Origin of the sequence: Variovorax flavidus (genome assembly GCF_030317145.1) — a bacterium.
GTDB classification, from domain to species: Bacteria; Pseudomonadota; Gammaproteobacteria; order Burkholderiales; family Burkholderiaceae_C; genus Variovorax; species Variovorax flavidus.
In genome coordinates, this window is the sequence record NZ_JASZYE010000001.1 from 690866 (window position 1) to 713994 (window position 23129).

24 protein-coding genes are annotated in these 23129 nt (G+C 65.9%); 12 read left to right on the plus strand and 12 right to left on the minus strand.

Annotated features, from left to right (window positions below):
* The first annotated feature begins 2 nt into the window (after nt 1-2).
* Genes QTH90_RS03340 through QTH90_RS03360 form a run of 5 tightly spaced genes read left to right on the plus strand, consistent with a single transcriptional unit; the run spans nt 3 to nt 4421 of the window.
* Nucleotides 3-863, plus strand: coding sequence for a branched-chain amino acid ABC transporter permease (locus QTH90_RS03340; protein ID WP_286663097.1), 861 nt, complete (start codon nt 3-5; stop codon nt 861-863).
* Complete coding sequence (locus QTH90_RS03345) at nt 860-2671, plus strand: branched-chain amino acid ABC transporter ATP-binding protein/permease (protein WP_286663098.1); 1812 nt, start codon at nt 860-862, stop codon at nt 2669-2671. Before QTH90_RS03340 ends, QTH90_RS03345 begins: the two co-directional genes overlap by 4 nt.
* Nucleotides 2664-3395: an ABC transporter ATP-binding protein gene (locus tag QTH90_RS03350; RefSeq protein WP_286663099.1), complete on the plus strand. Its 732-nt coding sequence runs from the start codon at nt 2664-2666 to the stop codon at nt 3393-3395. The genes QTH90_RS03345 and QTH90_RS03350 overlap by 8 nt, the downstream gene beginning before the upstream one ends.
* Nucleotides 3392-3961, plus strand: a complete 570-nt coding sequence (locus QTH90_RS03355) for an NADPH-dependent FMN reductase (protein ID WP_286663100.1) — start codon at nt 3392-3394, stop codon at nt 3959-3961. The genes QTH90_RS03350 and QTH90_RS03355 overlap by 4 nt, the downstream gene beginning before the upstream one ends.
* 43 nt (nt 3962-4004) lie before the next feature.
* Entirely contained in the window at nt 4005-4421 is a 417-nt protein-coding gene (locus tag QTH90_RS03360) for an FHA domain-containing protein (protein WP_286663101.1), read from the plus strand.
* Here QTH90_RS03360 and QTH90_RS31515 read toward each other — a convergent pair whose 3' ends face one another.
* A complete protein-coding gene (locus QTH90_RS31515) occupies nt 4422-5189 on the minus strand; it encodes an META domain-containing protein (protein ID WP_353506600.1) in 768 nt (255 codons plus the stop codon).
* A gap of 117 nt (nt 5190-5306) precedes the next feature.
* On the opposite strand from QTH90_RS31515, the gene QTH90_RS03375 reads away from it, so the two are divergent.
* On the plus strand, nt 5307-6590 hold the full coding sequence (locus QTH90_RS03375; protein ID WP_286663102.1) for an alpha/beta hydrolase: 1284 nt from the start codon (nt 5307-5309) through the stop codon (nt 6588-6590).
* Nucleotides 6591-6599: 9 nt separating this feature from the next.
* Here the strand turns inward: QTH90_RS03375 and QTH90_RS03380 are convergent, their stop codons facing one another.
* From QTH90_RS03380 to QTH90_RS03390, 3 genes are all read right to left on the minus strand, one after another.
* Nucleotides 6600-7064 (minus strand): EVE domain-containing protein, encoded by a 465-nt coding sequence (locus QTH90_RS03380; RefSeq protein ID WP_286663103.1) that lies wholly within the window; start codon nt 7062-7064, stop codon nt 6600-6602.
* Nucleotides 7065-7106: 42 nt separating this feature from the next.
* The gene (locus QTH90_RS03385; protein WP_286663104.1) at nt 7107-8123 is read right to left on the minus strand and encodes a Bug family tripartite tricarboxylate transporter substrate binding protein; all 1017 of its coding nucleotides are present in this window, start codon (nt 8121-8123) and stop codon (nt 7107-7109) included.
* A gap of 90 nt (nt 8124-8213) precedes the next feature.
* The gene (locus tag QTH90_RS03390) at nt 8214-8780 is read right to left on the minus strand and encodes a hypothetical protein (protein WP_286663105.1); all 567 of its coding nucleotides are present in this window, start codon (nt 8778-8780) and stop codon (nt 8214-8216) included.
* 312 nt (nt 8781-9092) lie between these two features.
* Here QTH90_RS03390 and QTH90_RS03395 point away from each other — a divergent pair, with 312 nt between their 5' ends.
* Together QTH90_RS03395 and QTH90_RS03400 are read left to right on the plus strand one after the other, a co-directional pair.
* A complete protein-coding gene (locus tag QTH90_RS03395) occupies nt 9093-9227 on the plus strand; it encodes a hypothetical protein (protein ID WP_286663106.1) in 135 nt (44 codons plus the stop codon).
* A gap of 114 nt (nt 9228-9341) precedes the next feature.
* Nucleotides 9342-9548, plus strand: a complete 207-nt coding sequence (locus QTH90_RS03400) for a hypothetical protein (protein WP_286663107.1) — start codon at nt 9342-9344, stop codon at nt 9546-9548.
* A gap of 20 nt (nt 9549-9568) precedes the next feature.
* On the opposite strand, the gene QTH90_RS03405 is transcribed toward QTH90_RS03400, so the two are convergent.
* Nucleotides 9569-10282 (minus strand): LuxR C-terminal-related transcriptional regulator, encoded by a 714-nt coding sequence (locus tag QTH90_RS03405; RefSeq protein WP_353506601.1) that lies wholly within the window; start codon nt 10280-10282, stop codon nt 9569-9571.
* Between the two features lie 158 nt (nt 10283-10440).
* Between QTH90_RS03405 and QTH90_RS03410 the strand changes: the two genes are divergently transcribed.
* Nucleotides 10441-10932, plus strand: a complete 492-nt coding sequence (locus QTH90_RS03410; protein WP_286663108.1) for an H-NS family nucleoid-associated regulatory protein — start codon at nt 10441-10443, stop codon at nt 10930-10932.
* A 4-nt stretch (nt 10933-10936) separates the two neighbouring features.
* On the opposite strand, the gene QTH90_RS03415 is transcribed toward QTH90_RS03410, so the two are convergent.
* Entirely contained in the window at nt 10937-11194 is a 258-nt protein-coding gene (locus tag QTH90_RS03415; RefSeq protein WP_286663109.1) for a hypothetical protein, read from the minus strand.
* 131 nt (nt 11195-11325) lie between these two features.
* Nucleotides 11326-11679: a hypothetical protein gene (locus tag QTH90_RS03420; protein WP_286663110.1), complete on the minus strand. Its 354-nt coding sequence runs from the start codon at nt 11677-11679 to the stop codon at nt 11326-11328.
* Nucleotides 11680-11916: 237 nt separating this feature from the next.
* Between QTH90_RS03420 and QTH90_RS03425 the strand changes: the two genes are divergently transcribed.
* The gene (locus tag QTH90_RS03425) at nt 11917-12321 is read left to right on the plus strand and encodes a hypothetical protein (protein ID WP_286663111.1); all 405 of its coding nucleotides are present in this window, start codon (nt 11917-11919) and stop codon (nt 12319-12321) included.
* Nucleotides 12322-12324: 3 nt separating this feature from the next.
* Here QTH90_RS03425 and QTH90_RS03430 read toward each other — a convergent pair whose 3' ends face one another.
* The 5 genes from QTH90_RS03430 to QTH90_RS03450 form a co-directional block, all read right to left on the minus strand.
* Nucleotides 12325-15261 carry a C1 family peptidase gene (locus QTH90_RS03430; RefSeq protein WP_286663112.1) on the minus strand — a complete coding sequence of 979 codons (2937 nt, stop codon included), beginning with the start codon at nt 15259-15261 and terminating at the stop codon, nt 12325-12327.
* A gap of 133 nt (nt 15262-15394) precedes the next feature.
* Complete coding sequence (locus QTH90_RS03435) at nt 15395-16447, minus strand: ABC transporter permease (RefSeq protein WP_286663113.1); 1053 nt, start codon at nt 16445-16447, stop codon at nt 15395-15397.
* On the minus strand, nt 16444-17184 hold the full coding sequence (locus QTH90_RS03440; RefSeq protein WP_286663114.1) for an ATP-binding cassette domain-containing protein: 741 nt from the start codon (nt 17182-17184) through the stop codon (nt 16444-16446). The genes QTH90_RS03435 and QTH90_RS03440 overlap by 4 nt, the downstream gene beginning before the upstream one ends.
* A gap of 5 nt (nt 17185-17189) precedes the next feature.
* Nucleotides 17190-18182, minus strand: a complete 993-nt coding sequence (locus tag QTH90_RS03445) for a substrate-binding domain-containing protein (RefSeq protein WP_286663115.1) — start codon at nt 18180-18182, stop codon at nt 17190-17192.
* Between the two features lie 102 nt (nt 18183-18284).
* Nucleotides 18285-20141 (minus strand): acyclic terpene utilization AtuA family protein, encoded by a 1857-nt coding sequence (locus tag QTH90_RS03450; RefSeq protein ID WP_286663116.1) that lies wholly within the window; start codon nt 20139-20141, stop codon nt 18285-18287.
* A gap of 143 nt (nt 20142-20284) precedes the next feature.
* On the opposite strand from QTH90_RS03450, the gene QTH90_RS03455 reads away from it, so the two are divergent.
* Both QTH90_RS03455 and QTH90_RS03460 read left to right on the plus strand, forming a co-directional pair.
* A complete protein-coding gene (locus QTH90_RS03455) occupies nt 20285-21460 on the plus strand; it encodes an acyl-CoA dehydrogenase family protein (protein WP_286663117.1) in 1176 nt (391 codons plus the stop codon).
* 19 nt (nt 21461-21479) lie between these two features.
* Nucleotides 21480-23099 (plus strand): acyl-CoA carboxylase subunit beta, encoded by a 1620-nt coding sequence (locus QTH90_RS03460; RefSeq protein ID WP_286663118.1) that lies wholly within the window; start codon nt 21480-21482, stop codon nt 23097-23099.
* Nucleotides 23100-23129: the final 30 nt, after the last annotated feature.

A 23129-nucleotide genomic window follows, 5' to 3' on the forward strand; every position in this document is an offset into this window, starting at 1 on the left:
GGATGACCTTGCCCAGCGCCACGCTACTGGCCCAGGCCGTCCTCGCGGGCCTCTTCACTGGCGCTCTCTACGGGCTGCTCGGCCTGGGGTTGAGCCTGTCGTGGGGGATGCTGCGGCAGATCAATCTCGCGCACTTCGCGCTGGCCTTTCTCGGCGCCTACCTCACCTATGAGTTGTCGAGCCATCGTGGCGTCGATCCACTGCTGACGCTCGTCTTCATCGTGCCCTTGTTCTTCGTGCTCGGCGTGGCGCTGCATTGGGTGTTGACTCGCTTCCGGGTGAGTCCCTTCAACTCGCTGCTCGTGACCTTCGGCATCACGGTGATCATCGAGGCGCTGCTGCAATGGACGTGGACGGCCGACTATCGCAAGCTGGAGTCCACCTACGCGGAACACAAGCTGCGCATCGGACCGCTCTTCCTGCCGGTGCCCGAGTTGATCACGCTGGGTCTTGGCGTCGGCATCTCGCTGGCTGTGTGGCTCGCGCTGCGCCGCACCGAACTCGGCAAGGCGATGCGCGCCGCTGCGGAGGATGCGCCGATTGCCGCGGCCTTTGGCGTCAACCAGAACGCATTGGCGTTGATGCTCTCGGGTCTCAACGCCGCGCTGGCAGGGGTGGCGGGTGTCTGCATCGCCTTGGCCTACACGCTGTCGCCGTCGCAGATCTACGCCTGGATCGGCGTCGTCTTCGCTGCCGTGATGCTGGGCGGCCTGGGCCGGCCGCTCGGTCCCCTGATTGCCGGCTGCATCATCGGCGTGACCGAGGCCGTCACCATGGCGGTGACCGCGCCGTCGTGGGCGCCCCTGGTGTCCTTCTCGCTGCTCATGCTCGTGCTGCTGGTGCGGCCGGGGAGGGTGGCATGAAGCGATCCTTCCTGTGGATTCTCGCGGCAGGGGCAGGCCTTGCGGTCGTCCCCTGGCTCGGCTTGCCGGCCTTCTACGAATCGATCCTCTACCTCGTGCTGCACTGGATCGCGCTGGCGACTTCGTGGAACCTGCTGTCGGGCTATTCGGGCTACTTCTCCTTCGGGCATGGCGCCTTCTTCGGCATCGGCATGTACACGACGGCCACGCTGGCCACCCGTCTCGACGTGCCCTTCCTCTGGACGCTGCCGGCCGCCGCGGCCGTCGCGGCAGCATTCGGCGCGCTGCTGGGTGCCGTGGCGTTCCGCGTGCAGGCCGTGCGCGCGGAACTGTTCTCGCTGCTGACCCTGGCCGCGACCTTCGTCGTCGCGACGATCATTCTCAACACGCCCATCGATGGCGGCCCCGGCGTCTACATGAGCGCGGTGCCGGTGCCGAAGATCGGGCCTTCGCCTTCAGGCACTTTCTATCTGCTGGCGCTCATCGCCGCGGTGCTCACGGTGCTGGCCGCCATCGCGGTGTACTACTCGCGTTTCGGTACCGGCCTGTTTGCGATCCATGACGACGAGGACGTGGCCGAGGTCATGGGCGTGCCGACCTACCGCTACAAGCTGGGTGCCTTCGCGCTGTCCTGCGGGCTGGCCGGCGTGGTGGGCGGCATACACGCGCTTTTCATCTCGTACGTGACGACCGGCGATACCTTCACCATCGCGATGCCGCTCACCGTCGTGCTGATGTCGGTGCTCGGCGGCACGCGTCACTGGGCGGGGCCCATCGTCGGCGCGACGGCCATCACGCTGCTGCTCTATGCCTTCACCGGAGGCGACAGCGCCATCATCGGCAAGGGACTGACGGGTCTGGTGCTGATCGTCGTGATCCTCTTCATGCCCGAGGGGTTGCTGGGGCAGGCACTGAAGTGGTGGAGTGCGCGCAAGGGCGACACGGCGCGCGCAAAACCCGCACCGATTTCCGCGCCCGATGCAGTCCAGCCGAGGCGCGCCGTGCCGGTGAGCGGCGCCGTGCTGCTCCGCGCGCAGGGCGTGCGCAAATCCTTCAAGGGTGTGCAGGCACTGCGCGGCGTGGACCTCGAAGTGCGGCAGGGCGAGATCCTCGGGCTCCTCGGGCCCAACGGCTCGGGCAAGTCCACCTTCATCAACGTGGCGAGCGGGCACTACGCCGTGACCGCCGGCTCGATCGAGTTCGCGGGGAGGCAGATCTCCGGCATCCCGGCGCACCGCATCGCGCATGGCGGCATCGCTCGTACCTACCAGATCCCGCGGCCGTTCGCGCACCTCACGGTGCTGGAAAACGTGGCCCTGCCGGCGATGTTCGGCGCTGCCTCGCTGGACCGCCGCACGGCAGAAGCGGAGGCCTGGCAATGGCTCGCGTTCACCGGTCTCACCGAGCGTGCACATGCGCTGCCGGGCGAACTCAACCTGCATCAGCGCAAGTTCCTCGAATTCGCGCGTGCGCTGGCGTCGCGACCGCAAGTGCTGATGCTCGACGAGGTGCTCTCGGGTCTCACGCCTTCGGAGATCGACGAGGCGGTGGCGCTCATCCGCCGCATTCGCGATCAGGGCGCGACCATCGTGTTCGTCGAGCATGTCATGCGCGCAGTGATGGCGCTCTGCGACCGCGTCGTGATCTTCAACCGCGGCGAGGTGCTGGCGGAAGGCGCGCCGCACGACGTGATGCAGCGTCCCGAAGTGGTCGCCGCCTACCTCGGCCATTCGATGGAGGAGGGCGCTCCCGTTTGTGCGACCGCCGTATCCGCGCCGCTCAGGGATCCGGAGCCGGCCCATGCTTGAGCTGCAATCGATCCGCGTCGCGTACGGGCAGGCGACCGCGCTGTGGGACGTCTCGCTCTCCATCGGCCAGGGCGAGCTTCTCTGCGTCGTCGGTCCCAACAGCGCTGGAAAGAGCACGCTCATCAACGCCATTGCCGGCCTGCATCGCATCAGCGCCGGGCACATGGTGTTCGACGGGCAGGACATCTCGCGCCTTGCGCCCCATCGCTTCTGCGCGCGCGGCATCGCGCTGGTGCCCGAAGGTCGCCGCCTCTTCACCGAGATGACCGTTCGCGAAAACCTCGAACTCGGCAGCTACCTGCCGGCCGCGAGGGCCGAACGTGCCCGTTCGCTGGAACGCGTGTGCGCGCTGTTCCCTGCGTTGAGCGAGAAGCTGGCGGAGCCCGCCGGCTCGCTGTCGGGCGGGCAGCAGCAGATGGTGGCCATCGGCCGCGCGCTGATGGCGCAGCCCCGGCTGTTGCTGCTCGACGAACCGTCGCTGGGTCTCGCGCCGAGCATCGTGCTCGACATGTTCGATGCCATCCGCCGCATCCATGCCGACGGCATCGCCGTGCTGCTGGTGGAGCAGAACGTGAGCATGGCGCTCGACATCGCCGAGCGCGCAGCGGTGCTGGAGGAAGGCCGCATCGTCGCACTCGGCAGGCCCGACGAATTGATGGCGCGGCCCGAGCTGCGCCGCGCCTATCTTGGACTCGATGCCGATCAGGCCACAATCCGGACATGACACTACCTAGAAAAGTCGGCGTGATCGTCGGCAGCAACCGCCGCGAATCCATCAATCGCAAGCTCGCGCGGGCCATCGTCAAGCTGGGCTCGCCCACCTTGCGCTTCGAGGACATCCGCATCGACGACCTGCCGATGTACAACGGGGATCTCGAAGGCTCCAGGCCCGATACGGTGAACCGCTTCACCGCCGCTGTCGTCGCCTGCGACGCCGTGCTGATCGTCATGCCGGAGCACAACCGCTCCTTGCCGGCGCTGCTCAAGAACGCGATCGACTGGGGGTCGAAGCCCTCGGACAGGAACGTCTGGCGCGACAAGCCCGCGGCCATCACAGGCACCTCGCCGGGCGCCATCGGCACCGCCGTCGGACAACAGCACTTGCGCCAGATTCTCGGCATCCTTGGCGCGACCGTGATGGGCGGCGAGGCCTATGTCTCCTTCAAGCCCGACTTGCTGGATGCCGAAGGCCACATCGCCAACGAATCGACGCGGGCCTTTCTCCAGGCCTTCGTCGACAGATTCGCCGCACTGGTCGGCAAGCTGGCGTCCGACCCGCACGCGACCTGAAGCGCGCCTACCATCGCCGAGCAACGACCACGCTCGATACGGCATGCCCCAACTGATCCTCAGGACGGCTGCAGGCGCGACCCGCCAGGTCACCCTCAGGCCGCATGACAACACGCTGGGGCGGGGCGCCCACAACGACATCGTCATCGAATCCCCGCAGGCCAGCCGCCAGCATGCGGTCATCACCGTGGAGGCGGCGTTCACCACCATCCGGGATGTGGGCAGCCGCAACGGCACCTTCGTGAACGGCGACCGTATCGAGAGCCAGACGCTGGCCGATGGCGACATCATCCAGCTTGGGAGTCACGAGATGAGCTTCGTCGCAGGCGACCAGGAGTTCAGCCGCGTCGAGGCGCAGCGTATTCCGACCGTGCCCGGCTTCCCCGCCGATCTCGACCGGGATGATGACCAGGCGCCGACGATGCGCGATGTCCCGCACGGCCCGCGCGGGAAGCCTTGACTAGTTGGACACCGTCTCGCGAGTGCCCGTCAGCGTGCGTTCGCCATCCGGGCGGTGCATGTCGAGCAGCGCGCCGCTGAAGGCCCATTTCGTGGTCGACTTCAAGGCCGCCAGGAACTCCCGCTCCTGCTGCATCACGCCTTCTCCGTTGCACATGCGGCGCGTGGTTGCCACGGGGCCGACGGCAATCCGGTCGCCATCGACCTTGTAGGTGGCGCGGAAGGTGTTGCAGCCGGCGAAGCCTTTCACGATCCCGCCCTTGAACGACATGTTGAGGCTGGTGCCGAGCAGAGGGCTCACGACGGCCTGCCGGCCGTTGTTGAATCCGGTGATGTTCGAGCTCAGGCCCTCCAGGGTGGGCGTGGGCTCTGCCTTGAACGAAAGGACCGTCTCCCCGCTCGCCGCCTTCAGGCTGAGCCGGCCGTCGGCCACGACGGGACGGAAGCTGCCGGCCAGCGCGCGCTTGACGGCGTTCTCCACCGCCATCGATGATGGGTCGCACGCCATCATGGAACCTGCCAATGGACCGATGACGAGCTGATCCTGCTTGAGCACATAAGAACCGAAGTACCGATTGCAGCCCGAGAAGCCACTGATCCGACCGCGCTCGAAGTGTGCAGTGACCGATTTCGGCCCGGAGGGGAGGGCACCTGCACCGAGCCCCCGAAGATCGGTGAGTTGCCAGGTCGGTCCTTCGAACTCAGCGGCAGCCGCCGGAACGGCGAGCGCTGCGAGCATGATCAGCGTCAGTGGTGACTTGGCCTTCACGTCAGTTCCTTCGTTCGTCCTGAGGGGCTGTCATCTTAGCCACGAGCGCTGCGGCGATGATGAGCACTTCATTTCAACGCTATCGTCGTGCGTCCGTCCACCTGTCCAAGCATGCAAATGAAATCCGCATTCGAATCCGGCCTGGGCAAGGCTGCCCTGGCACTCGCCGGCTTGCTGGCGCTGGGCCTGCTGGCAGGTTGCGACGCACCCGTGCGGCTCATGCCGACGCCGGTCAGCTTCACCAACGGCGACGTCGATCCCTTCGAGAAGGTCGGCTCCAAGCTGATGACCACCGAAGTTCCCGTGCTGTACGCCACCAACCGGCTGGCGCTGATCGAGGAGCCGGATCCCCTGCACACCATCGTGCCCACGGACGACCTGCGGATGGGCGTCGCGCATGTCCGGGTCGGCGACGAAACGCTCGACTGGGAGACGCTTCACCGGCTCTCCACCAGCAACGATCCTGCGGAGAGGCCCATCGTCCATCTGGAGCGGCTCGAGCAGATGGCCGTGCTCAAGGCCAAGCAGGAGGTGAAAGATTCGCCGGAAGCGCAGGCCTTCTTCGCCCTGGTGAACAAGGCCCTCGAAGCGAGCCCGAACAGCGAATTGCTCATCTATGTGCACGGGTCCAACAACACCGTCCCGCGTGCAGCCGCGCAGGCGGCGCAGTTCCGGCATTTCACGGGGCGGCGCATGGTGGTGCTGGCCTTCATGTGGCCTTCCGCGGGATCGATCCTGCGCTACCTCACGGACGTCAGCAACGCCTCCCGGACGGTCGAGCCCTTTGCGCGGCTGGTCGAGCTCCTAGCGGAGAACACCAAGGCCTCGAGGATCGACGTGCTGGCCTACAGCGCGGGCGCGCAGGTGCTGAGCCCGGCGTTGGCACATCTGGCGACGCCACGGCCCGGCGAGACGCGCGAAGCACTGCAGGCACGCCTGCGCCTGGGCCAGATCTACTTCGCCGCGCCGGACATCGACACGCGGCGCTTCGTGAACGAGCTGGGTGCGTACATCGACATCATCGATCGCGTCAGCATTGCAGCCAATCTCAACGATTCGGTGCTGCGCTTCGCAGCCATCGTCGGCCGCGCATCGCGTGCGGGGCGGCCGAACCTGACCGAGCTGAGTGCCGAGCAGACGAGCTTCCTGGTGGAGGCCTCGCGCAAGCTGCGCTTCGACCTGATCCGCGTGGACCCCAACGACATTCCCAACCTGCCGGTGAGCTCGCACGCGTTCTGGTATGACGATCCATGGGTCAGCGGCGACATGCTTGCGCAGTTCCTCCTCAGCGCGCCGCCGCCGCGCCGCGGGCTCGACGAACAGCGATCGCCCGGCGGTGCGCGCTACTGGACCTTTCCTTCCGATTTCTACGACCGGATCTACCGCCTGTTCAGACGCTGAGTGCGCCCGTCAGGCCAGCATCTTGTCGGCGATCAGGTGCCAGTGCACTTCGTCGACCGGGGTGATCGACAGCCGGTTGCCCCTGCGCAGCACGATCATGTCGGCCAGTTCGGGCGTCGCGCGCATTTCGGGCAGCCCGAGCAGCCGGGTCTTGCGCAGTGCCTGCACGTCCAGCAGCAGCCATTTTGGCGCTTCGCGTCGCGACGTCGGATCGTGGTAGGGCGAGCTTGGATCGAATTGCGTCGGGTCCGGTCGCGTGCCGGATGCGACGCGGGCAATGCCCACGACTCCGGGCTCGGGGCAACTCGAGTGATAGAACAGCACGCCGTCGCCGATGTGCATGCCGTCACGCATGAAGTTGCGCGCCTGAAAGCTGCGCACGCCGGTCCATGGCACCGTCGCGTCCGGCGCAGCCAGTGCATCGTCGATCGAACAGTCGTCCGGCTCGGACTTCATCAACCAGTAGTGGGGCACGTCGGGGTCTCTGGGCTTCTCTTGGGGCAGGGAGTGTAGACCTCACTCGGCGCGAATGTCATTGGCCCGGACGACTTCGCCCAGCAGCTTGTAGTAGTGGCGGGTCAGTTCGTTCAACTGCTCGGGCGTCCCGCCGCCGGCATCGTCGCCGCGCTCGGCGATGGTCTTCTGCACGTTCGGATCCTTGAGCGCGCTGTTCATTGCCGTGTTGACCTTCTTCACGATGTCGGCGCTCAGGCCAGGTGGACCGTACAGGCCGATGAAGGAGATGATCTGGAAGTCCTTGATGCCTTTCTCGGTGGCCGTGGGAACATCCGGGAATGCAGGCACCCGCTTGGCGCCGGTGGACATCAGGGCCTTGAGCTGGCCGGACTTGAGGAACGGGGCCACCACCGACGACGCGTCGAACATGGCGTTGACCCGCCCGGCGATCAGGTCGGTCATCGCCGGGCTGCTGCCCTTGTAGGGGACGTGGTTCATCTTGGGCTTGCCGATGCGCTCGCGGAAAAGCTCCATCGCGGTCTGCACCAGACTGCCAGGTCCGCCGGACGCGTAGTCGATGCCGGTGCCCGCCTTGTCCTGCGCCTTGACCCAGGCGATGAACTCGGAAAGATCCTTGACCGGCAGGCTCGACGGCACGACCAGCATCAGCGACGAGGTCAGCAACAGGCCGATGGGCACGAGCTTCAGAGGGTCCGCCATGGCCGTGTTGCGATAGGTGTGCGGATTGAGCACCATGTTGCTGCCATTGCCGACGAGCAGCTTGTAGCCGTCGGGCGGCGCCTTCATGATGAAGTCGGTGGCGATGTTGCCGTTGGCGCCCGGCTTGTTGTCGATCACCACGCCCTGGCCCAGGCTGGTCTGCATGCCCGCGGTGAGGATGCGGCCGGCGAAGTCCGTCTGTCCGCCCGGCGGATAGCCGACGACCAGCGTGACCGCCCGGGTGGGCCATGCGCCCTGGGCTGCCCCGATGCCGGGCAACATGCCCGCGCCGAGACCCAGGCCCAGCTGCAATGCGATGCGGCGCGAAAGAGAGACGTCCGACTCGATGGGCAACATGATGTTCTCCCGACCTTGGCGAGGTCAACGGCGCATCATAGGAGTGTGCGCGGTGGCTCACAAGGGACCGGGCCCTTCGCGCAACGCGGGCTACTTTTCGCTGCGGCGGCTGATCAGGCGCCCAAGGGCCTTGCGCAAGCCGGGCTTGTCCCTTGCGCCGGCCTTGATCGGTGCCGCGCGATAGAGCGCGCGCTGCTCCTCGAGCACGATCTTGAGGGCCGCGAGGTTGCGCTGGCTGTAGACCCACACGCCCGAGACGACGAAGTGGCCCGGCAGGGCGTCCGCCTTCGGCGTGATCTGGACGTTCACCGCACCGATGCGATCGGCCGTTTCGGCGCGCGACGTGGCTTGCTCGGCGCCGCCGCCCAGCAGGTCGACCTGCCGTGTGAAGACGAAGCTGATCGCCTGGATCTGGTGAAAGTGCTCGGCTATGAAGGCGCAGATCTCCAGGAAGATCAGACGGCCTACATGGCGGCGTTCGTCACGGACGACACGGGTGGGCGTGAAGGCCTCGACGTGGATCTCCGTGCCCATGTTGAGCAATGGCACGGGGTCGAGCGTGGCAAGGAGCACGCTCCCGTCGTACACATGCATGGGCTGGCCCAGCTCGTAGACGCCGGCTGCAGGCCCGGTGATCCGGAGTTTCTTGAAGGTCATGAATGACGTGTGGGGCTGGCCTCATGGCTTTGTCGCGCGCACACGAGTAGAGCGCTTTTTCTTTGGGCGAGACTCTAGTGGCTACGATTCGCCGATCCTAATTGGCTTGCGGATAGATTCGCTCCGGACAAGACGAATATCACGCATCGGCCATCGGCCACACAAGGAGCTCTTCATGAAGTCGTTGATTCTGGTTGTACTGGTGTTGTTGTGCGGCTGCGGGCAGCCGGTCTCGACCGCCATGCAGCCCGCCCAGTCCGGCAACTATTGCGCCGCACCGGTCTCCGGTGGCTGTCTGGGATGCGACATCCAATGCCCGGCAAGAGCCCGGCCGTCCTGCAAGGCAGGGAGCAGCACGGCATCGAACGCCGCGGGCTTCTGCACGCGTGCGGCATCGTGCACGTGCGAATGAGTCCGCACATCGACAAGGACCGGCTCCGATCGTGACATCTGACCGGTCCGGACCGTGAGCAACTGCTCAAGGTGCGCCAAACGGCGGATGCACAAGCGCATGGCGAACGTGCAGACTGATGGCCAACGCAACACGGAGAGGGTCGAGGAATGGAATTGATGCATTGGATCTGCATTGGCGCTGCGGTGGCCGTGGCGGCAACGGGTTGGTTCCTTGTGGTTCCCCTGTACCGCGGCTGGCGGCCGCTGAATGACCGGATAACCGATCAGGTCTCGCGTTCCGCCGCCCTGGTCAAGGAATGCAGCACCACGATGGGCGCTGGAACAGCCTTCGGACGGCTTTCGACCATTCGCTGATCGACGGTGCCTTCCGGTTCTCAGGTCCCCATATCGGAGACGAGGAGTCCCTTCGTCCTTGCGTAGTGCAGGGCCTGCGTCCGGCTGCTGACGCCGATACGCTTGTAAAGCCGCCACATGTGCACCTTGACCGTGTCTTCGCTGATTTCCAGACGCTGCGCCATCTCGCGATTGCCGAGGCCTTCATTGAGCAGCTGCACCAACTGCCGCTGTCGCTTGGTCAATTGACCCCCTGAGGCGGGCGCTTCGTCGCTGTCCGTGTCGCTCTCGACCTCCTCGACGAGCAGCGCCCGCAGCGATGACGCCAGTTGCGTGGCGCCGCTGGCCTTGTCGATATAGATGTCTGCGCCATGCGCGAGACATTGCGCCTCCATGTCAGCCGCCGGAGAGGCCGAGTAGACGGCAAGCGGCACACTCGAAAAGCTCTGTTTCACGGCAATCACGCCGGAGCAGCCGCTGGTGTCCGGCAAGTTCAGATCCAGGCAGACCAGATCGGGGACGCCGTGCTTGACGACGGCGTCGCCCAGTCGGGACAGTCGGTCCAGTTCGACGATGTTGGCCGCGGGGCGGACCCTGCGCAGCACCATGGAGACTGCGTCTCGCATGAGTGGGTGGTCGTCGATCACATAAATGCTCATGTCTTCTTTGCCAAGCTTGTCGAGTTGGTTTGGGTTTTTGATCGTCGCATGGCAAAGCCCGAATCGAGTGATTGCGCAGGTCGACCAGATTGACACTGCGCGGCGTTTGTCACGCTTGGGGGAGTTTGGATGCGAGAAATTCAGATCATTCCTATGGGAGAGCAGCTGCTTCCAATTGGGAAATGGGCTTTTCCGAAGGCGCCATGACCGTTGGGATTAAGCTACACCTCTTGATTGATTGACAAAGGCGCCTCATGACCCAGACCTATTCCCAGCTTCAGAAGAAGATCGCGATGCTGCAACGACAGGCCGACGCCCTTCGCGACAAGGAGATTTCAGGCGTTATTTCGCGCATCAAGGTGGCGATCGATCATTACGGGTTGACTGCACACCAACTCGGTTTTGGCGCGGCACCCGCCGCCGCCCGGAAGCCCTCGACGGCCGATGCAGCCTCGGCGAAGGGCGCCAAGTACATCGATGGCAACGGCAATTCCTGGTCAGGTCGTGGGCCGCGTCCGCATTGGCTTCGCGATGCGCTGGCTTCGGGCCGGTCGCTCGATGAATTCGTGAGCGGCGCTTCCGCCGCGCCGGCCGCGAAGGCCAAGACCCGCAAGTTCAAGCGCCGGCCGTCGTCCGTGCTCTACCGCGATGGAAGCGGAAACTCGTGGACCGGCCGCGGCCCGCAGCCGCGCTGGATGAAAGAGGCTCTCGCCAGCGGAAAGACGCTCGAGGACCTGAAGGGCTGACGCCTCAGACCAACGCGCCGGGCATCGTCATGATGTCCCAGGCACCACCGAAGCCGCTCGGAATGGGGTGGTCAACCGGCGCCTGCATCGCGGCCAGCGCCTGGCGGCCGGCTTCCTGGGCCGCCTGGTACGAAGGCAGCGGCCCGGACGCGGAGTTGATGAGAGTGGGGGAGAGGCGGAGCCACCCACCGGGTCGAACGATCATCCAGTAGTAGTGCCCGGCGATGGGTTCTTCTATGACGAGACTCAGGGCTGGGTTCATTCGCTGTGAAATCGGGTTCATGCGGCCCGTATTGGATCGCGGAGCGGACCCGTCTCCCAAGGTAGGAAGTCACGCCCGCCAGCGAAAACTGCAGCGCACGGGAACCCGTCCCGGGCGCGCTGCGTGAAACCTTACTGCTTCTGCTTCTCCGGTGCGTCCGCGTTGCCGCCGCGTGCGTATTCGCCCGACTTGTTGGCCTCACGATTGGCGGCCCGGCGCTTCGCCGCCGCCGCCTTGCGGTCTGCGCTGCTGACCGCGGCCGTGGGAGCGGGCTCGCTTTGTCCTTCACCGATCTGCGGGCCGCGAGCGGCCTGTCCGCCCTGCGCCTTTCGGTCCGAGCGTGCAGCGGCACGCTCCGCAGGCGTGGTCTTTGCGACGGGCGGGGCCTTGGCTTGTGATGGATCGGCCTCGCCACTGCTTTGGGCAAAAGCGGTCATGGCGGTCAGTTGAATCACGGCAGCGCCGATCAGGACAATTTTTCTCATGCGAACCTTTGGCTAGTTGATGGAGCCCGCGATTGCGGGGCGGTCCATATTGCCAAGTCCCGAAGTCGGTGTCCACAAACCTCCGACATTTGCCGGCGCGCTTCTGCCCGGCAAATGGGGCAACTGTCATTATCAATTTGAATGATGTGCGCAAAACTCCGCGCAGATAGCGTTGCCTCATCAAAAAGGAGAAGAAGAGATGAAAGCACTCTCAGCGCCGTTGTCGCGTGCATCGGGTTGATCGCTTGCGCAGCCCCTCCCTCCAAGGCACCCCTACCGCCCGACGTCAAGGTCGAGGCGCCGGGTGACGCCCTTCCGCCCAACGTCAAGGGCTTCTCCGGAAAATGGGTCGGCAAGTGGATCAACGGCTCGACGCAGCTCGACCACATCCTGATCGTCGAGCGCATCGATGCATCGGGTGCGACCATGGTCTACTCGACGGGCGAACCGAGCAACACCTATGTGAACATCGCTCCGCAATGGAGACGCATCAATGCGAAGGTGGGGCCTGGCACGCTGGACTACCAGTTCCCCAATGGCGCCACGGTCAACTACAAGCTCCAGCCGGACGGCACGCTCGCGGGGACGTACAAGAGCCGAGGTTTCGACACGACGGCCAAGCTCACGCGCGCGCCGGCCTAGGCTCTAGAAGCCGCGCAGATCGTCGATGGGCATCGCGAGCTTCGCATCCCCCGTGATGCGAAGCATGGTCCGGCTGACCACGTCGATGTCGTTGTCGAAGCTTCCGTGGGCGGCGGGGGTCATCACCGGCTTGCCGTTGGCGTCGATCGCCGTCTTGACTTGCGAGGCCGTCACCTTCGTGGTCCGATTGCCCAGGTCGCTGTCCTCGGCGGCCTGGCGCCACGTCTTGAGCGCGTCGCCGGTGTCAGACGTCCCGTCCCATCCCGTGTCGTTCGGATCCGCGACGCGGTCGAGCCCGAGGATGGGCGCGTGCACGTCGGCTTCCAGCGCGTTCGAGACCAGGTAGAGCAGGGACTTTCGATAGATCGCCGCCACGTTGTCGTCGCGTTCGATCTTGTCCGCGAGGATGTCCAGGTGCAGGCGCTGCATCACGTCCTGGTTCTTCGCGTAGGTCCGGTTGGCGAAGGCCACGCTGCACGCTGGCGCAAACAGGCTGATCGAGGTGAGGCATTTCCAGAGACCCTGGTCCCTCCCGCCGTCTCTGCGCAGCGCGAGCGCCTTGAGCAGGTGGCCGATGGCGATCGATCCGGCGGAATGGCCGACCAGGTGCAACTCGAAGTCATCGCCCCACGTGCCGGCAAGGCTCGAAAGTGCGTCGAGGAGGAGGTCCCCGCCGCGTCTTTCCACGAAGGCAAGTTCGGCGTTCTCCTTCATTTCGCTCCAGATGGGCTTGGCGCCCGGCCGCGCGATCGTCTTCTCGATGACGAGGTCGCTCGCATCCGTGACCCAGCCCGGCGCGCCTGCCACGGCAGGCTGCTTGCGGAACATGTCCGTGATGATGTCGGTCAACGACTCCAACAGGCCGGTCTTCCACACGAGAAAGATCGGATAGCAGCCGTTTCCGATGAAGTAGCGTCCCATGGCGCTCGCACGCTTGATGGCGGTCGCCTCGTCGTTGAGGCCGCCATGCACGTACAGGACCAGGCGCTTGCGCTGGACGCCTCGCTCGCGGAACCACGCATCGGGCAACACATAGGCTTGCTGCTGGAGCTTTCTCGGCTGCTCGTCTTCGGTCAGGTACCGGCTCACGCGGCCGTCGTTGCCGAGGACCACGCTGTGCTGGTAGGCAAGGCTGTTGTCCCACCACTTGCTCCGGTCGGCACCGGAGCGCCCGACTTCCACGCCGGTGGACCCCCCCGCGGCCAGCTGGCCGGCGATGACGCGGGGCACACCAAGCGAAACGACCCACGCATCCATCGCATTGGCCAGCCAGTCGAGATAGCTCAGGACGGCGAAGCCGCCCGCGCCGAAGCCCGTGCCCCAGGAGTTCTGGAGGATGAAGCCCTGATCGTTGTAGCCGACGAACGCGAAGGCGTGGCCACCCGTCTCGGACTTGCGTCCGTCGAACTGGATGACCGGCACCCGGGAGTGGTCCGATGGAACGCCGACCGCGGCCACCGTGTCCCAGCCATCGTGGGTGTAGGCGGAGACAAATATGGCGCCGTGCTGCGAGATGGCCGCCTGCAGGTCCGTGATCGAGCTGGTGTCGATCCGGTAGTAGACCCCCAGCGTGATGTTGGCCGCTCGCTTCGCGAAACCGTACTTCGGCGCCGTGGCCTTGCCCGCGGCGTAGGGCCAATCGGGCTCCAGGCAGACGCCGTGGTTGAACCAGCCCTTGATCGCCCCGCGGCAGGTCGAGCCTTCGTAGTTTTCGCCTTCGTACTCGTCATGACGGCGGGCGAGCGTGTAGAGCATGCGGGGGCTGACCGACGTCATGGCCGGCGGCGTTTTCGCCTTGATCCAGCGCATGTAATTGATCACGCAAGTGAGGCCGAAGCCGGTGCACGATCCCTCGCGACCCTGGGCGAGGATGAGGTTGGCCTTCGTGTAGCTCGGCAGGAAGTGGAACTGGTCGAGCGGCGGATAGACGTCGGGCAGGCTCACCGCCGGTGGCATGTACAGCCGGTCGCGGATGTCGGCGGCGTCCTTCCGCGTCAACGAGTCCTTGCTCTTGCGCGGGTGGTCCACGCGGGCTGCCAGCGCCTTGGTGGCGCTCGCCACGGCACGCCGGGCTGCGGCACCGGGCTTGCCAGCAGGAATGCCGCTGGCGGCGGCGATGGTCAGTTCTTCCTTCCACACTGGCTGGGCGCGCTGGAACACGTCCGTGAAGTTCTCGAGACCGTGCGCGCCGCCGTTGACGAGCTTGCGGGCGGCCTTGTAGTCCTTCTTCGCGACCGCGGCGCGAAACGCCGTGGCCTTGTCCTGGAGGAACAGCGCGAGCAGCACCGCCGCGATTTCGGGCGCATTGGCCATGTCCGGCATGGCCTCGAGCTGAAGGCCGACGTCCTTCCCGTACTTGATGTAGTTGGCCTTGCCCGTCAGCTGGACGAAGCCGCGGCCCTTGTACTTCGCGCCGTCGCCCGCAGCGCCGTTGCCGATGTCCTTGCGCAGGTCGTAGAGGGCATAGGGCGCGCCACCAGGTGCGGTGTTGTACTTGGATTGGAACTCGGAGATCGGCACGAAACCTTCGGTCTCCGCGCGGATGGTGCCCAGTGCGCCGAGGATCATGGCGGGATCGGTGAGGTGGGCCACACCCAGCGCCGAGCCGATGTAGGGCAGGTAGCGTGCGATGTTCGCGGGCTTGGTGGCCGGAAACACCTGGCTCACCTTGCCGACCGTCAGCGGCAGTGAAAGGCTGCCGCCGACTTCGGGGATCAGCTCCAGCAGGATCTGGCACCGCGGCCCCACGACGCCATCCGCGATGATGCCGACGCCGGCCTGCCATCGCTTGATCGCCGCGTCGAAGTCGTCATCGATCGGAGTGCCCGGCTTCCCGAGGGAAGAAAAACCGGTGGCCTCGTCGCCAAGCGCCGTCGCAAGTGCCGCGCGGAGCTTGTCCACGTCCGTGCCGGTGCTGCCCTTGAGCATCAGGATATCCATGTGTCTCTCCTCCAGCCTCGGCGCGTCGAAAGGCGACGTTGGGTCGGGCTGGCCGATCGTGCAGAAAACTTGCGCGCATCGTCATCCCACAAAGGGGGTATGACGGACGGGCGGTGCGGACCGGGCGCGCAGCTCAGTCGTTTGCGCCGCGCGCGCGCAGCCGATCGAAGAGCACCGCGATGATGATGAAGCTGCCCACGAAGGTGCCTTGCCAGAAAGTGCTGATGCCCAGCAGGATCAGGCTGTTGCGGATCACCTCGATCAACGCCGCTCCGACCACCGCACCGAACGCGGTACCGATGCCGCCCGTGAGATTGGTGCCGCCGATGACGGATGCCGCAATCACCGACAGCTCCATCCCTTGGCCGAGGCTGGTGGTCACGGTACCGAGCCAGCCGACTTCAAGAATTCCGGTGATGCCGGCACACAGGCTGCAGAACATGTAGACGCTGACCTTGACCAGCTTGACGGGCACGCCGGTCATGACGGCCGCGCGTTCGTTGCCGCCGATGGCATACAGGTACCGGCCCCAGCGCGTCCAGCGGAACGCAAAGCTCGCGATCACCAGCAGCACGAGCAGGAACAGCACGGGACTGGGCACCCGGATCACGTCGACGAAGGGCAGGTCGAGATTGACGAAGCCGCCGCCCAGCGCGAGCAACTGCGGCTGGTCCGGACCGAACTGGTAGACCATCCGGTTGTTGGACAACACCATGGCCAGGCTGCGCGTGATCGACAACATGCCCAGCGTGACCACGAAGGGCGGCACGCCGACGTAAGCGATCATCACGCCGTTGAGCGCACCGACCAGCAGCGAGGCGCCGAGCGCCAGCGGAATCGCCACCCAGATCGAGGTGCCCGCATTCATCGTCATGCCGATCACCATGCCCGACAGCACGAGCACCGCGCCGACCGACAGGTCGATGCCGCCGGTGATGATGACTGCGGTCATGCCGATCGCGATGATGGCCACGAACGCGAAGTTGCGCGTCACGTTGAACAGGTTCTGCTGCGTCGCGAAGACATCGCTCGCCAGCGACAGCACGACGAACGCCATCACCGCGGCCACCGACACCCAGAACGTCTGCTGGCTGACGAGCCAGCCCAGCCACGTGCGGTGCGACCGCCGGCCGATCGATTCCTGGAGACTCGCCGCCGCGTCGAATTCGCCGGGAAGGCTCATCATGCGGCCCCGATGGCGCCGGTGATGAGGCCTGTGACCTCCTCAGGCGAACTCTGTGCAATGGGCTTGTCGGCCACCTTCACGCCACGGCGCAGCACGACGATCCGGTCCGCCACCGCAAAGACGTCCGGCATGCGATGACTGATCAGCACGACCGCGATGCCGTGGTCTCGCAGCCGCCTGATCAGGCTCAGCACCTCGGCAATCTGGCGCACGCTGATGGCGGCGGTCGGCTCGTCCATCAGCACGATGCGAGGGTCCGCCAGCCGCGTGCGAGCGATGGCGACGGCCTGGCGCTGTCCACCGGACATCCGCCGCACGAGGTCGCGCGGTCGCGTTTCCGACTTGAGTTCGGCGAACAGTTCCCCGGCGCGCTGGAACATCGCGCGGTAGTTCAGGACCCTGAAAGGTCCGATGCCGCGCGTCAGCTCGCGGCCAAGGTACACGTTCTCCGCGGCCGTGAGGTTGTCGCACAGCGCCAGGTCCTGGTAGACGATCTCGATGCCTTGCTCGCGCGCGTCGGCGGGCTTGTGGAAGACGACCTTGCGGCCTTCCATCGTCACCTCGCCGTGGCTCGGCGGGTAGTTGCCGGCCACGATCTTGACCAGCGTCGACTTGCCCGCGCCGTTGTCGCCCATCAGGCCGACGACCTCGCCGGCCGCCAGCGACAGGGACACGTCGGTCAGCGCCTGGATGGCGCCGAAATGCTTGGAGACCCCTGAGAGCTCCAGGACGGTCATGGGCGTTACTTGGCCGGGCACTTGTCCAGGTTCGTCGGGACGCACTCGTCGAGGCCCGTGTAGAGCGGATCGTTCACCTTCTTGCCGTTGATCAGGTCGATCAGCACGGCCGGCGCGCGGTGGCCCATCTCGAAGGGCCGCTGGCCGACTTGCACATGGCTGCGGCCGGCCTTCAGCGCATCTAGCTGCGGCGGCAGCGTGTCGCCCGCAACGATGATCAGCTCCTTGGACTTGAGCTTGGGCATCACTTGGTCGGTCACCTGTGCATAGGCCTGCGGGCCGAACTGCGCCCAGCCGCCGACGAGGATGAACGCATTGAGCTTCGGATTCTTCGTGAACACATCGGCCATCTGCTGGTTGGCGAGGTCGATCTGGTCGTTCGTGAAGAGCGGGCAGCCGGCAATCTCGGTCCATCCGCCTTCGCCCTTGAGCCGGTCGATGCCCTTCTTGCCGCTGATGGTGTCGCGGAAGCCCGCCGCGCGCGCGTTGATGTTGTCGGCCGCCACGTTGCCGAGCTGCATGCAGACCGTGCCGCCCTTGGCGTTGAGTTCCTTCAGGTGCTTGGCCATCAGCACCCCCATGTCGTAATTGTTGGTGCCGAGATAGGTCTTGCGCTGGGCCCGGTCGGCCGCCGCGAGATCGGCGTCGATCGTCATGATCGGCATCTTCGGGCTCTTGGCCTTGAGCATCGTGGCCATGGCCGGCGCGTTCGACGGCGAGATGGCGATGCCCGCAACGCCCTTGTTGATCAGGTCCTCGACGATCTGCACTTCGCCCGCCTCGTCGGCGCTGGATGCCGGGCCGGTGTAGAGGCAGGTGTATTCGGAGCTGGCGTTCTCCTTGTTCCAGAGGGCGCACCCGTCACCGAGCACGGTGAAGAAAGGGTTGTCCAACCCTTTCACGACGACGGCGAGTGTCTTCTTCTGGGCCAGCGCCGGAGCGGCGGCGAACAGAGCGACCAGGGTGGCGCCGACAACCATGAGAACCGACTTCTTCATTGCGCGTCTCCTTCGTTGTGGATTTGCACTGTCGATCACTCTTGCACCGCGGGCCTGCTGCGGCATCTCCTGCGGGCTGGCTGCGGCCCAAGAGGAGCCCGACTATAGGACTGGCCCCTGGGCCTGTCGAGCGTGATGACCCGCAGGTTCCGCCGCCGCGCATTGCACTGCAACAGACGCCGGCACGGCGATCGTCATGTCGAGCAGCATCTGCGCCATGCCCTTGCCGAGCGGGTCCATTCGCATCGACGATGGGCCGCCGCCGTCCAGCGCGTCGTGCAGCACAAGATTCATCGACGCGGTGCCCGGCAGATAGAAGCGCTCGACCGGCCCATGGACGAGGTGCGAGAAGTAGTCGCGCACGGAATGTTCGCTCACCCGGTCCCACAGCAGCGGCAGCCATTCGGGCCGACGCGCGACCAGGCCGATGTTGGAGAGATCTCCCTTGTCGCCGCTGCGCGCCCAGGCGAGCTGGATGAGGCGCACTTCCTCCTGCGGCTCGCCGGGATCTTCATAGGGAGGGGGAAGCTCGATGGCAGGGGCCTCTGCGTCGCCGCCCACTTGCGGCATCGACAGGGGGTGGCGCTCGCCATCAAGCAGGAAGGCCAGCGGAACCGCTGGCTTGTCGAGCAGGAAGGAGAAGGGCTTGATCAAGGGCGATACCGCAGGACGACCTCCGCCGGGGCCCGTCGTACCCGGCGCCCACGAGGTGCCGGCCGGCGCGATCTCGCGCGCGAACATGGCGAGCGCCGCCTTTTGCGGATGATTCGCCACCACGCGCATCGTGGCCTCGCGCACGCTGCGCGTCCGCGCATGGGGGCCGTACAGCGACTCTGATCCGATCACCTCGACATGGGTCGAAGTGAAGGGCGGCTGGCCGCTCTCGCGCAGGATGCGGCTGGTGCGCTCGATGATCGCCTCGGCCGTGCGCCGCGCCTTCCGCTCGGCGTCGATGCCGATGATCACCAGGCTGCCCGCGCAGCGAAAGCCATCGAGCTGGGTCGCTGAAACCTTGTAGGTCGGGGAGGGCGCGCGCCCCTTCGCGCCGCTGACGCGCACGCGGTTGTCCGCCTGCTGCTCGATCACGACATGACGGAAGTCGCATGTCACCTCGGGCAGCATGTAGGCGGCGGGGTCGCCGATCTCGTACAGCATCTGCTCCGCGACGGCGGCGCGGATCACCTTGCCTCCCGTGCCCACCGGCTTGGTGACGACGAAGCTGCCATCGGCATGGCACTCCACGATCGGGTAGCCCATGTTCGCCCAGTCGGGGATGTCTTCCCAATCCGTGTGCAGGCCGCCGGTCGCCTGGCATCCGCATTCGATGATGTGGCCCGCGAGGCTGCCGCAGGCCAGCAGGTCGAAGTCGTCGCTGGTCCAGCCGAACTCGTGCATCAGCGGGCCGAGGGTGACGGCGCTGTCGACGCAGCGTCCGGTGATCACCACATCGGCCCCTGCGGCCAGCGCTTCCGCGATCGGCAGGGCACCGAGATAGGCGTTGGCGCTCAGCACCTTCTCGGGCAGTTGTTCGCCGGTGTACATGTCAGCCACGCCGCGCTCGCGCAGCGCCGGCATCTGCCCGCTGACGTCGTCGCCTTCGACGACGGCAATACGCAGCGAAATGCCCTCGGCCTCTGCCAGCGCCCGCAGCGCATCGGCACATCCCTGCGGGTTGATGCCGCCCGCGTTGCTGACCACCTTGATTCCCTGGCGCTTGACCTCGCCGAGCACTGACTTCATTGCGATATCGACGAAGTCCGTCGCGTAGCCCAGCTCGGGCTTCCTGGCCCGCGCCGCCGCAAGAATGGACATGGTCGTCTCGGCCAGGTAGTCGAACACCAGGTAGTCGAGCCGGCCCAGCTTCACCAGTTGCGGCGCAGCCACCATGCTGTCGCCCCAGAAGCCCGAGGCGCCGCCGATGCGGACGATCTTCTGTGCGGCTGCGTCGCTCGTGCTCATGGGTCTTTTCCTGGCTGAAGGGATACGTTCAGCTTATCGGGCTGCACCTCGAAAAGCTTGTGCCAAGTCGCTACGCCGTAGCCACTCCGCGCAAGACCGTGATGAGGGCAGTCGCTAGCCTCCTGGGCCATGAGGAGTCATCGATGGAATTCCTGGATGCGCCGCCGCTGCCTTTCTATTTCAGTCCCGATCACGAGCAGTTCCGGGCCAGCCTGCGCGAGTTCGTTGCACGCGAGATCACGCCCTTCGTGAACGCGTGGGACGAGGCCGAGACCTTTCCGCGCTCTCTCTACGCACGCGCCGCCGAGATGGGCGTCCTCGGCCTGAACTACCCCGAGGAATACGGCGGCACGCCGGCGGACCTTTTCTACCAGATCGTGGTGGCGGAGGAGTTCGCCCGCTGCGGCTGCGGTGGCGTGCAGGCGTCGATCAACTCGCACAGCATCGCACTGCCGCCCATCCTGGCCGCCGGCAGCGATGCGCTCAAGCGCCGCGTCCTCCCGCCGGTGCTCGCGGGGCAGAAGATCGCCGCCCTGGCCGTGACGGAGCCTTCAGGCGGCTCCGACGTCGCCAGCCTTCGCACCACCGCGATCCGGGACGGCAGCCACTACGTCGTGAACGGCGAGAAGACCTTCATCACCTCGGGCATCCGCGCCGATTTCATCACGACCGCCGTGCGGACCGACCCCGCCAGCAAAGGCGCAGGCGGCATCTCCGTGCTGGTGATCGACGGCGACACGCCGGGCCTGACGCGCACGCCGCTGAAGAAGATGGGCTGGTGGAGTTCCGACACCGCACACCTGCGCTTCGACAACTGCCGCGTCCCCGTCGCCCATCTCGTGGGCGAGGAGAACCGAGGGTTCAAGACCTTCATGAACAACTTCAACGCCGAGCGGCTCTTCATGTCGGCGCTCGCGTGCGGGATGGCCGAGGTCTGCCTGAAGGAGGCAGTCGACTGGACGCGCCAACGCATTTCCTTCGGGACGCCGCTGTCGGAGCGACAGGTCGTGCGACACAAGCTCATGGACATGACCCTGCGCATCGATGCGGCCCGCACCCTCGTCTACGACCTGACCTACCGCATCCAGCACCAGTTGGACGACCCGGCCCGGCTGGTGGCGCGCGTGTGCCTGGCGAAGGTCCAGGCGACGCAGGCGATGCAGTTCTGTGCCGATCAGGCCGTGCAGCTGCTGGGCGGCATGGGCTACATGCGCGGCACGCAGAGCGAACGCATCTACCGCGAAGTGAAGGTGATGATGATCGGCGGCGGCTCTGAAGAAGTGATGAAGGATCTGGCTGCCCGGCAACTGGGCGTATAGGAAGACAAGGCAACGGCACATGGCAACCATCGAATCCAACATCTCCACCGCCAGCGAGGTCTTCCAGGCGAACCGCGAGGGCATGCTGGCCTTGATCGAGCGCGTGCGCGGCTATGAGGAACGCAGCGCCGCGACCTCGGCCAGATCGCGCGAGCGCTTCGAGAAGCGGGGGCAACTGCTGCCGCGCGAGCGCCTTTCGCTGTTGCTCGACCCGGGCACGCCTTTCCTGCCGATCTGCTCGCTCGCAGGGCTGGGCCTGGACAACCCCGACCTGGAGAAGAGCGTTCCCGGAGGCGGGGTCATCAGCGGCATCGGCTGGGTGTCGGGTGTGCGCGTCATGGTGAACGCTTCGGATTCGGGCATCGATGCCGGTGCCTTGCAGCCGATGGGTATTCCAAAGCAATTGCGCGTGCAGGAACTGGCGCTCGAGAACAAGTTGCCCTACGTGCAACTGGTCGAAAGCGCGGGCGCCAACCTCATGACCTACAAGGTCGAGGAATTCGTGACGGGCGGCAGCCTGTTCCGCAATCTGGCACGCATGTCGGCGGCCGGCTTGCCGGTGATCACCGTCACCCACGGTTCCTCCACGGCTGGGGGCGCCTATCAGACAGGCCTGTCGGACTACATCGTGATGGTGCGGGACCGCTCGCGGGCCTTTCTCGCGGGGCCGCCGCTGCTCAAGGCCGCCACCGGCGAAATCGCGACCGAGGAAGAACTGGGCGGCGCGGTGATGCACACCTCGATCTCCGGCCTCGGCGACTACCTGGCGGAGGACGATCGCGACGCCATCCGCATCGCGCGCGAGATCCTCGCCCACATCGACTGGCACCGCGACATGCCGCCCGAGCGCATGTGCGACTTCAAGCCGCCTCGCTACGACGCCGAGGAACTCCTGGGCATCATGCCCATGGACCCCAAGCGCCCGGTGGACATGAAAGAGGTGATCGCCCGTATCGCCGACGACTCCGAATTCCTGGAGTTCGGCGAGAACTACGGCAGCGCCACGGTGGTCGGCCACTTCAAGATCGAAGGGCTGCCGGTCGGCGTCGTCACGAACAACGGTCCCATCGACCCGGCGGGCGCCACCAAGGCCACCCACTTCATCCAGGCCTGCTGCCAGTCGAAGACGCCAATCCTCTACCTCAACAACACAACGGGCTACATCGTCGGCAAGGACTACGAGGAGGCCGGCATCATCAAGCACGGCTCCAAGATGATCCAGGCCGTGACCAATGCGACGGTGCCGCAGATCACGATCTACTGTGGCGCATCTTTCGGCGCAGGCAACTACGGCATGTGCGGCCGCGGCTTTCATCCGCGCTTCTGCTTCTCCTGGCCGAACGCCAAGACGGCCGTGATGGGCGGCGAGCAGGCCGCCAGGACGATGGCCATCGTGACCGAGGCGGCTATGAAGCGAAAAGGCGAGGTCGACCAGGCCAAGCTCGACGAACTGGAGCGCCGCATCATCGACCGCTTCGACAGCCAGATGAGCGTGTTCACCACCAGCGCGCGCGTGCTGGACGACGGCGTCATCGATCCGCGCGACACCCGGGCCGTGCTCGCCAAGGTGCTGGCGATCTGCCGGGAAGCGGAGCTGCGCCAGCCTCAGCCGATGCAGTTTTCCGTCGCTCGGCCGTGACATGACTCGCCCCGAGTCTTCGCGCACTTC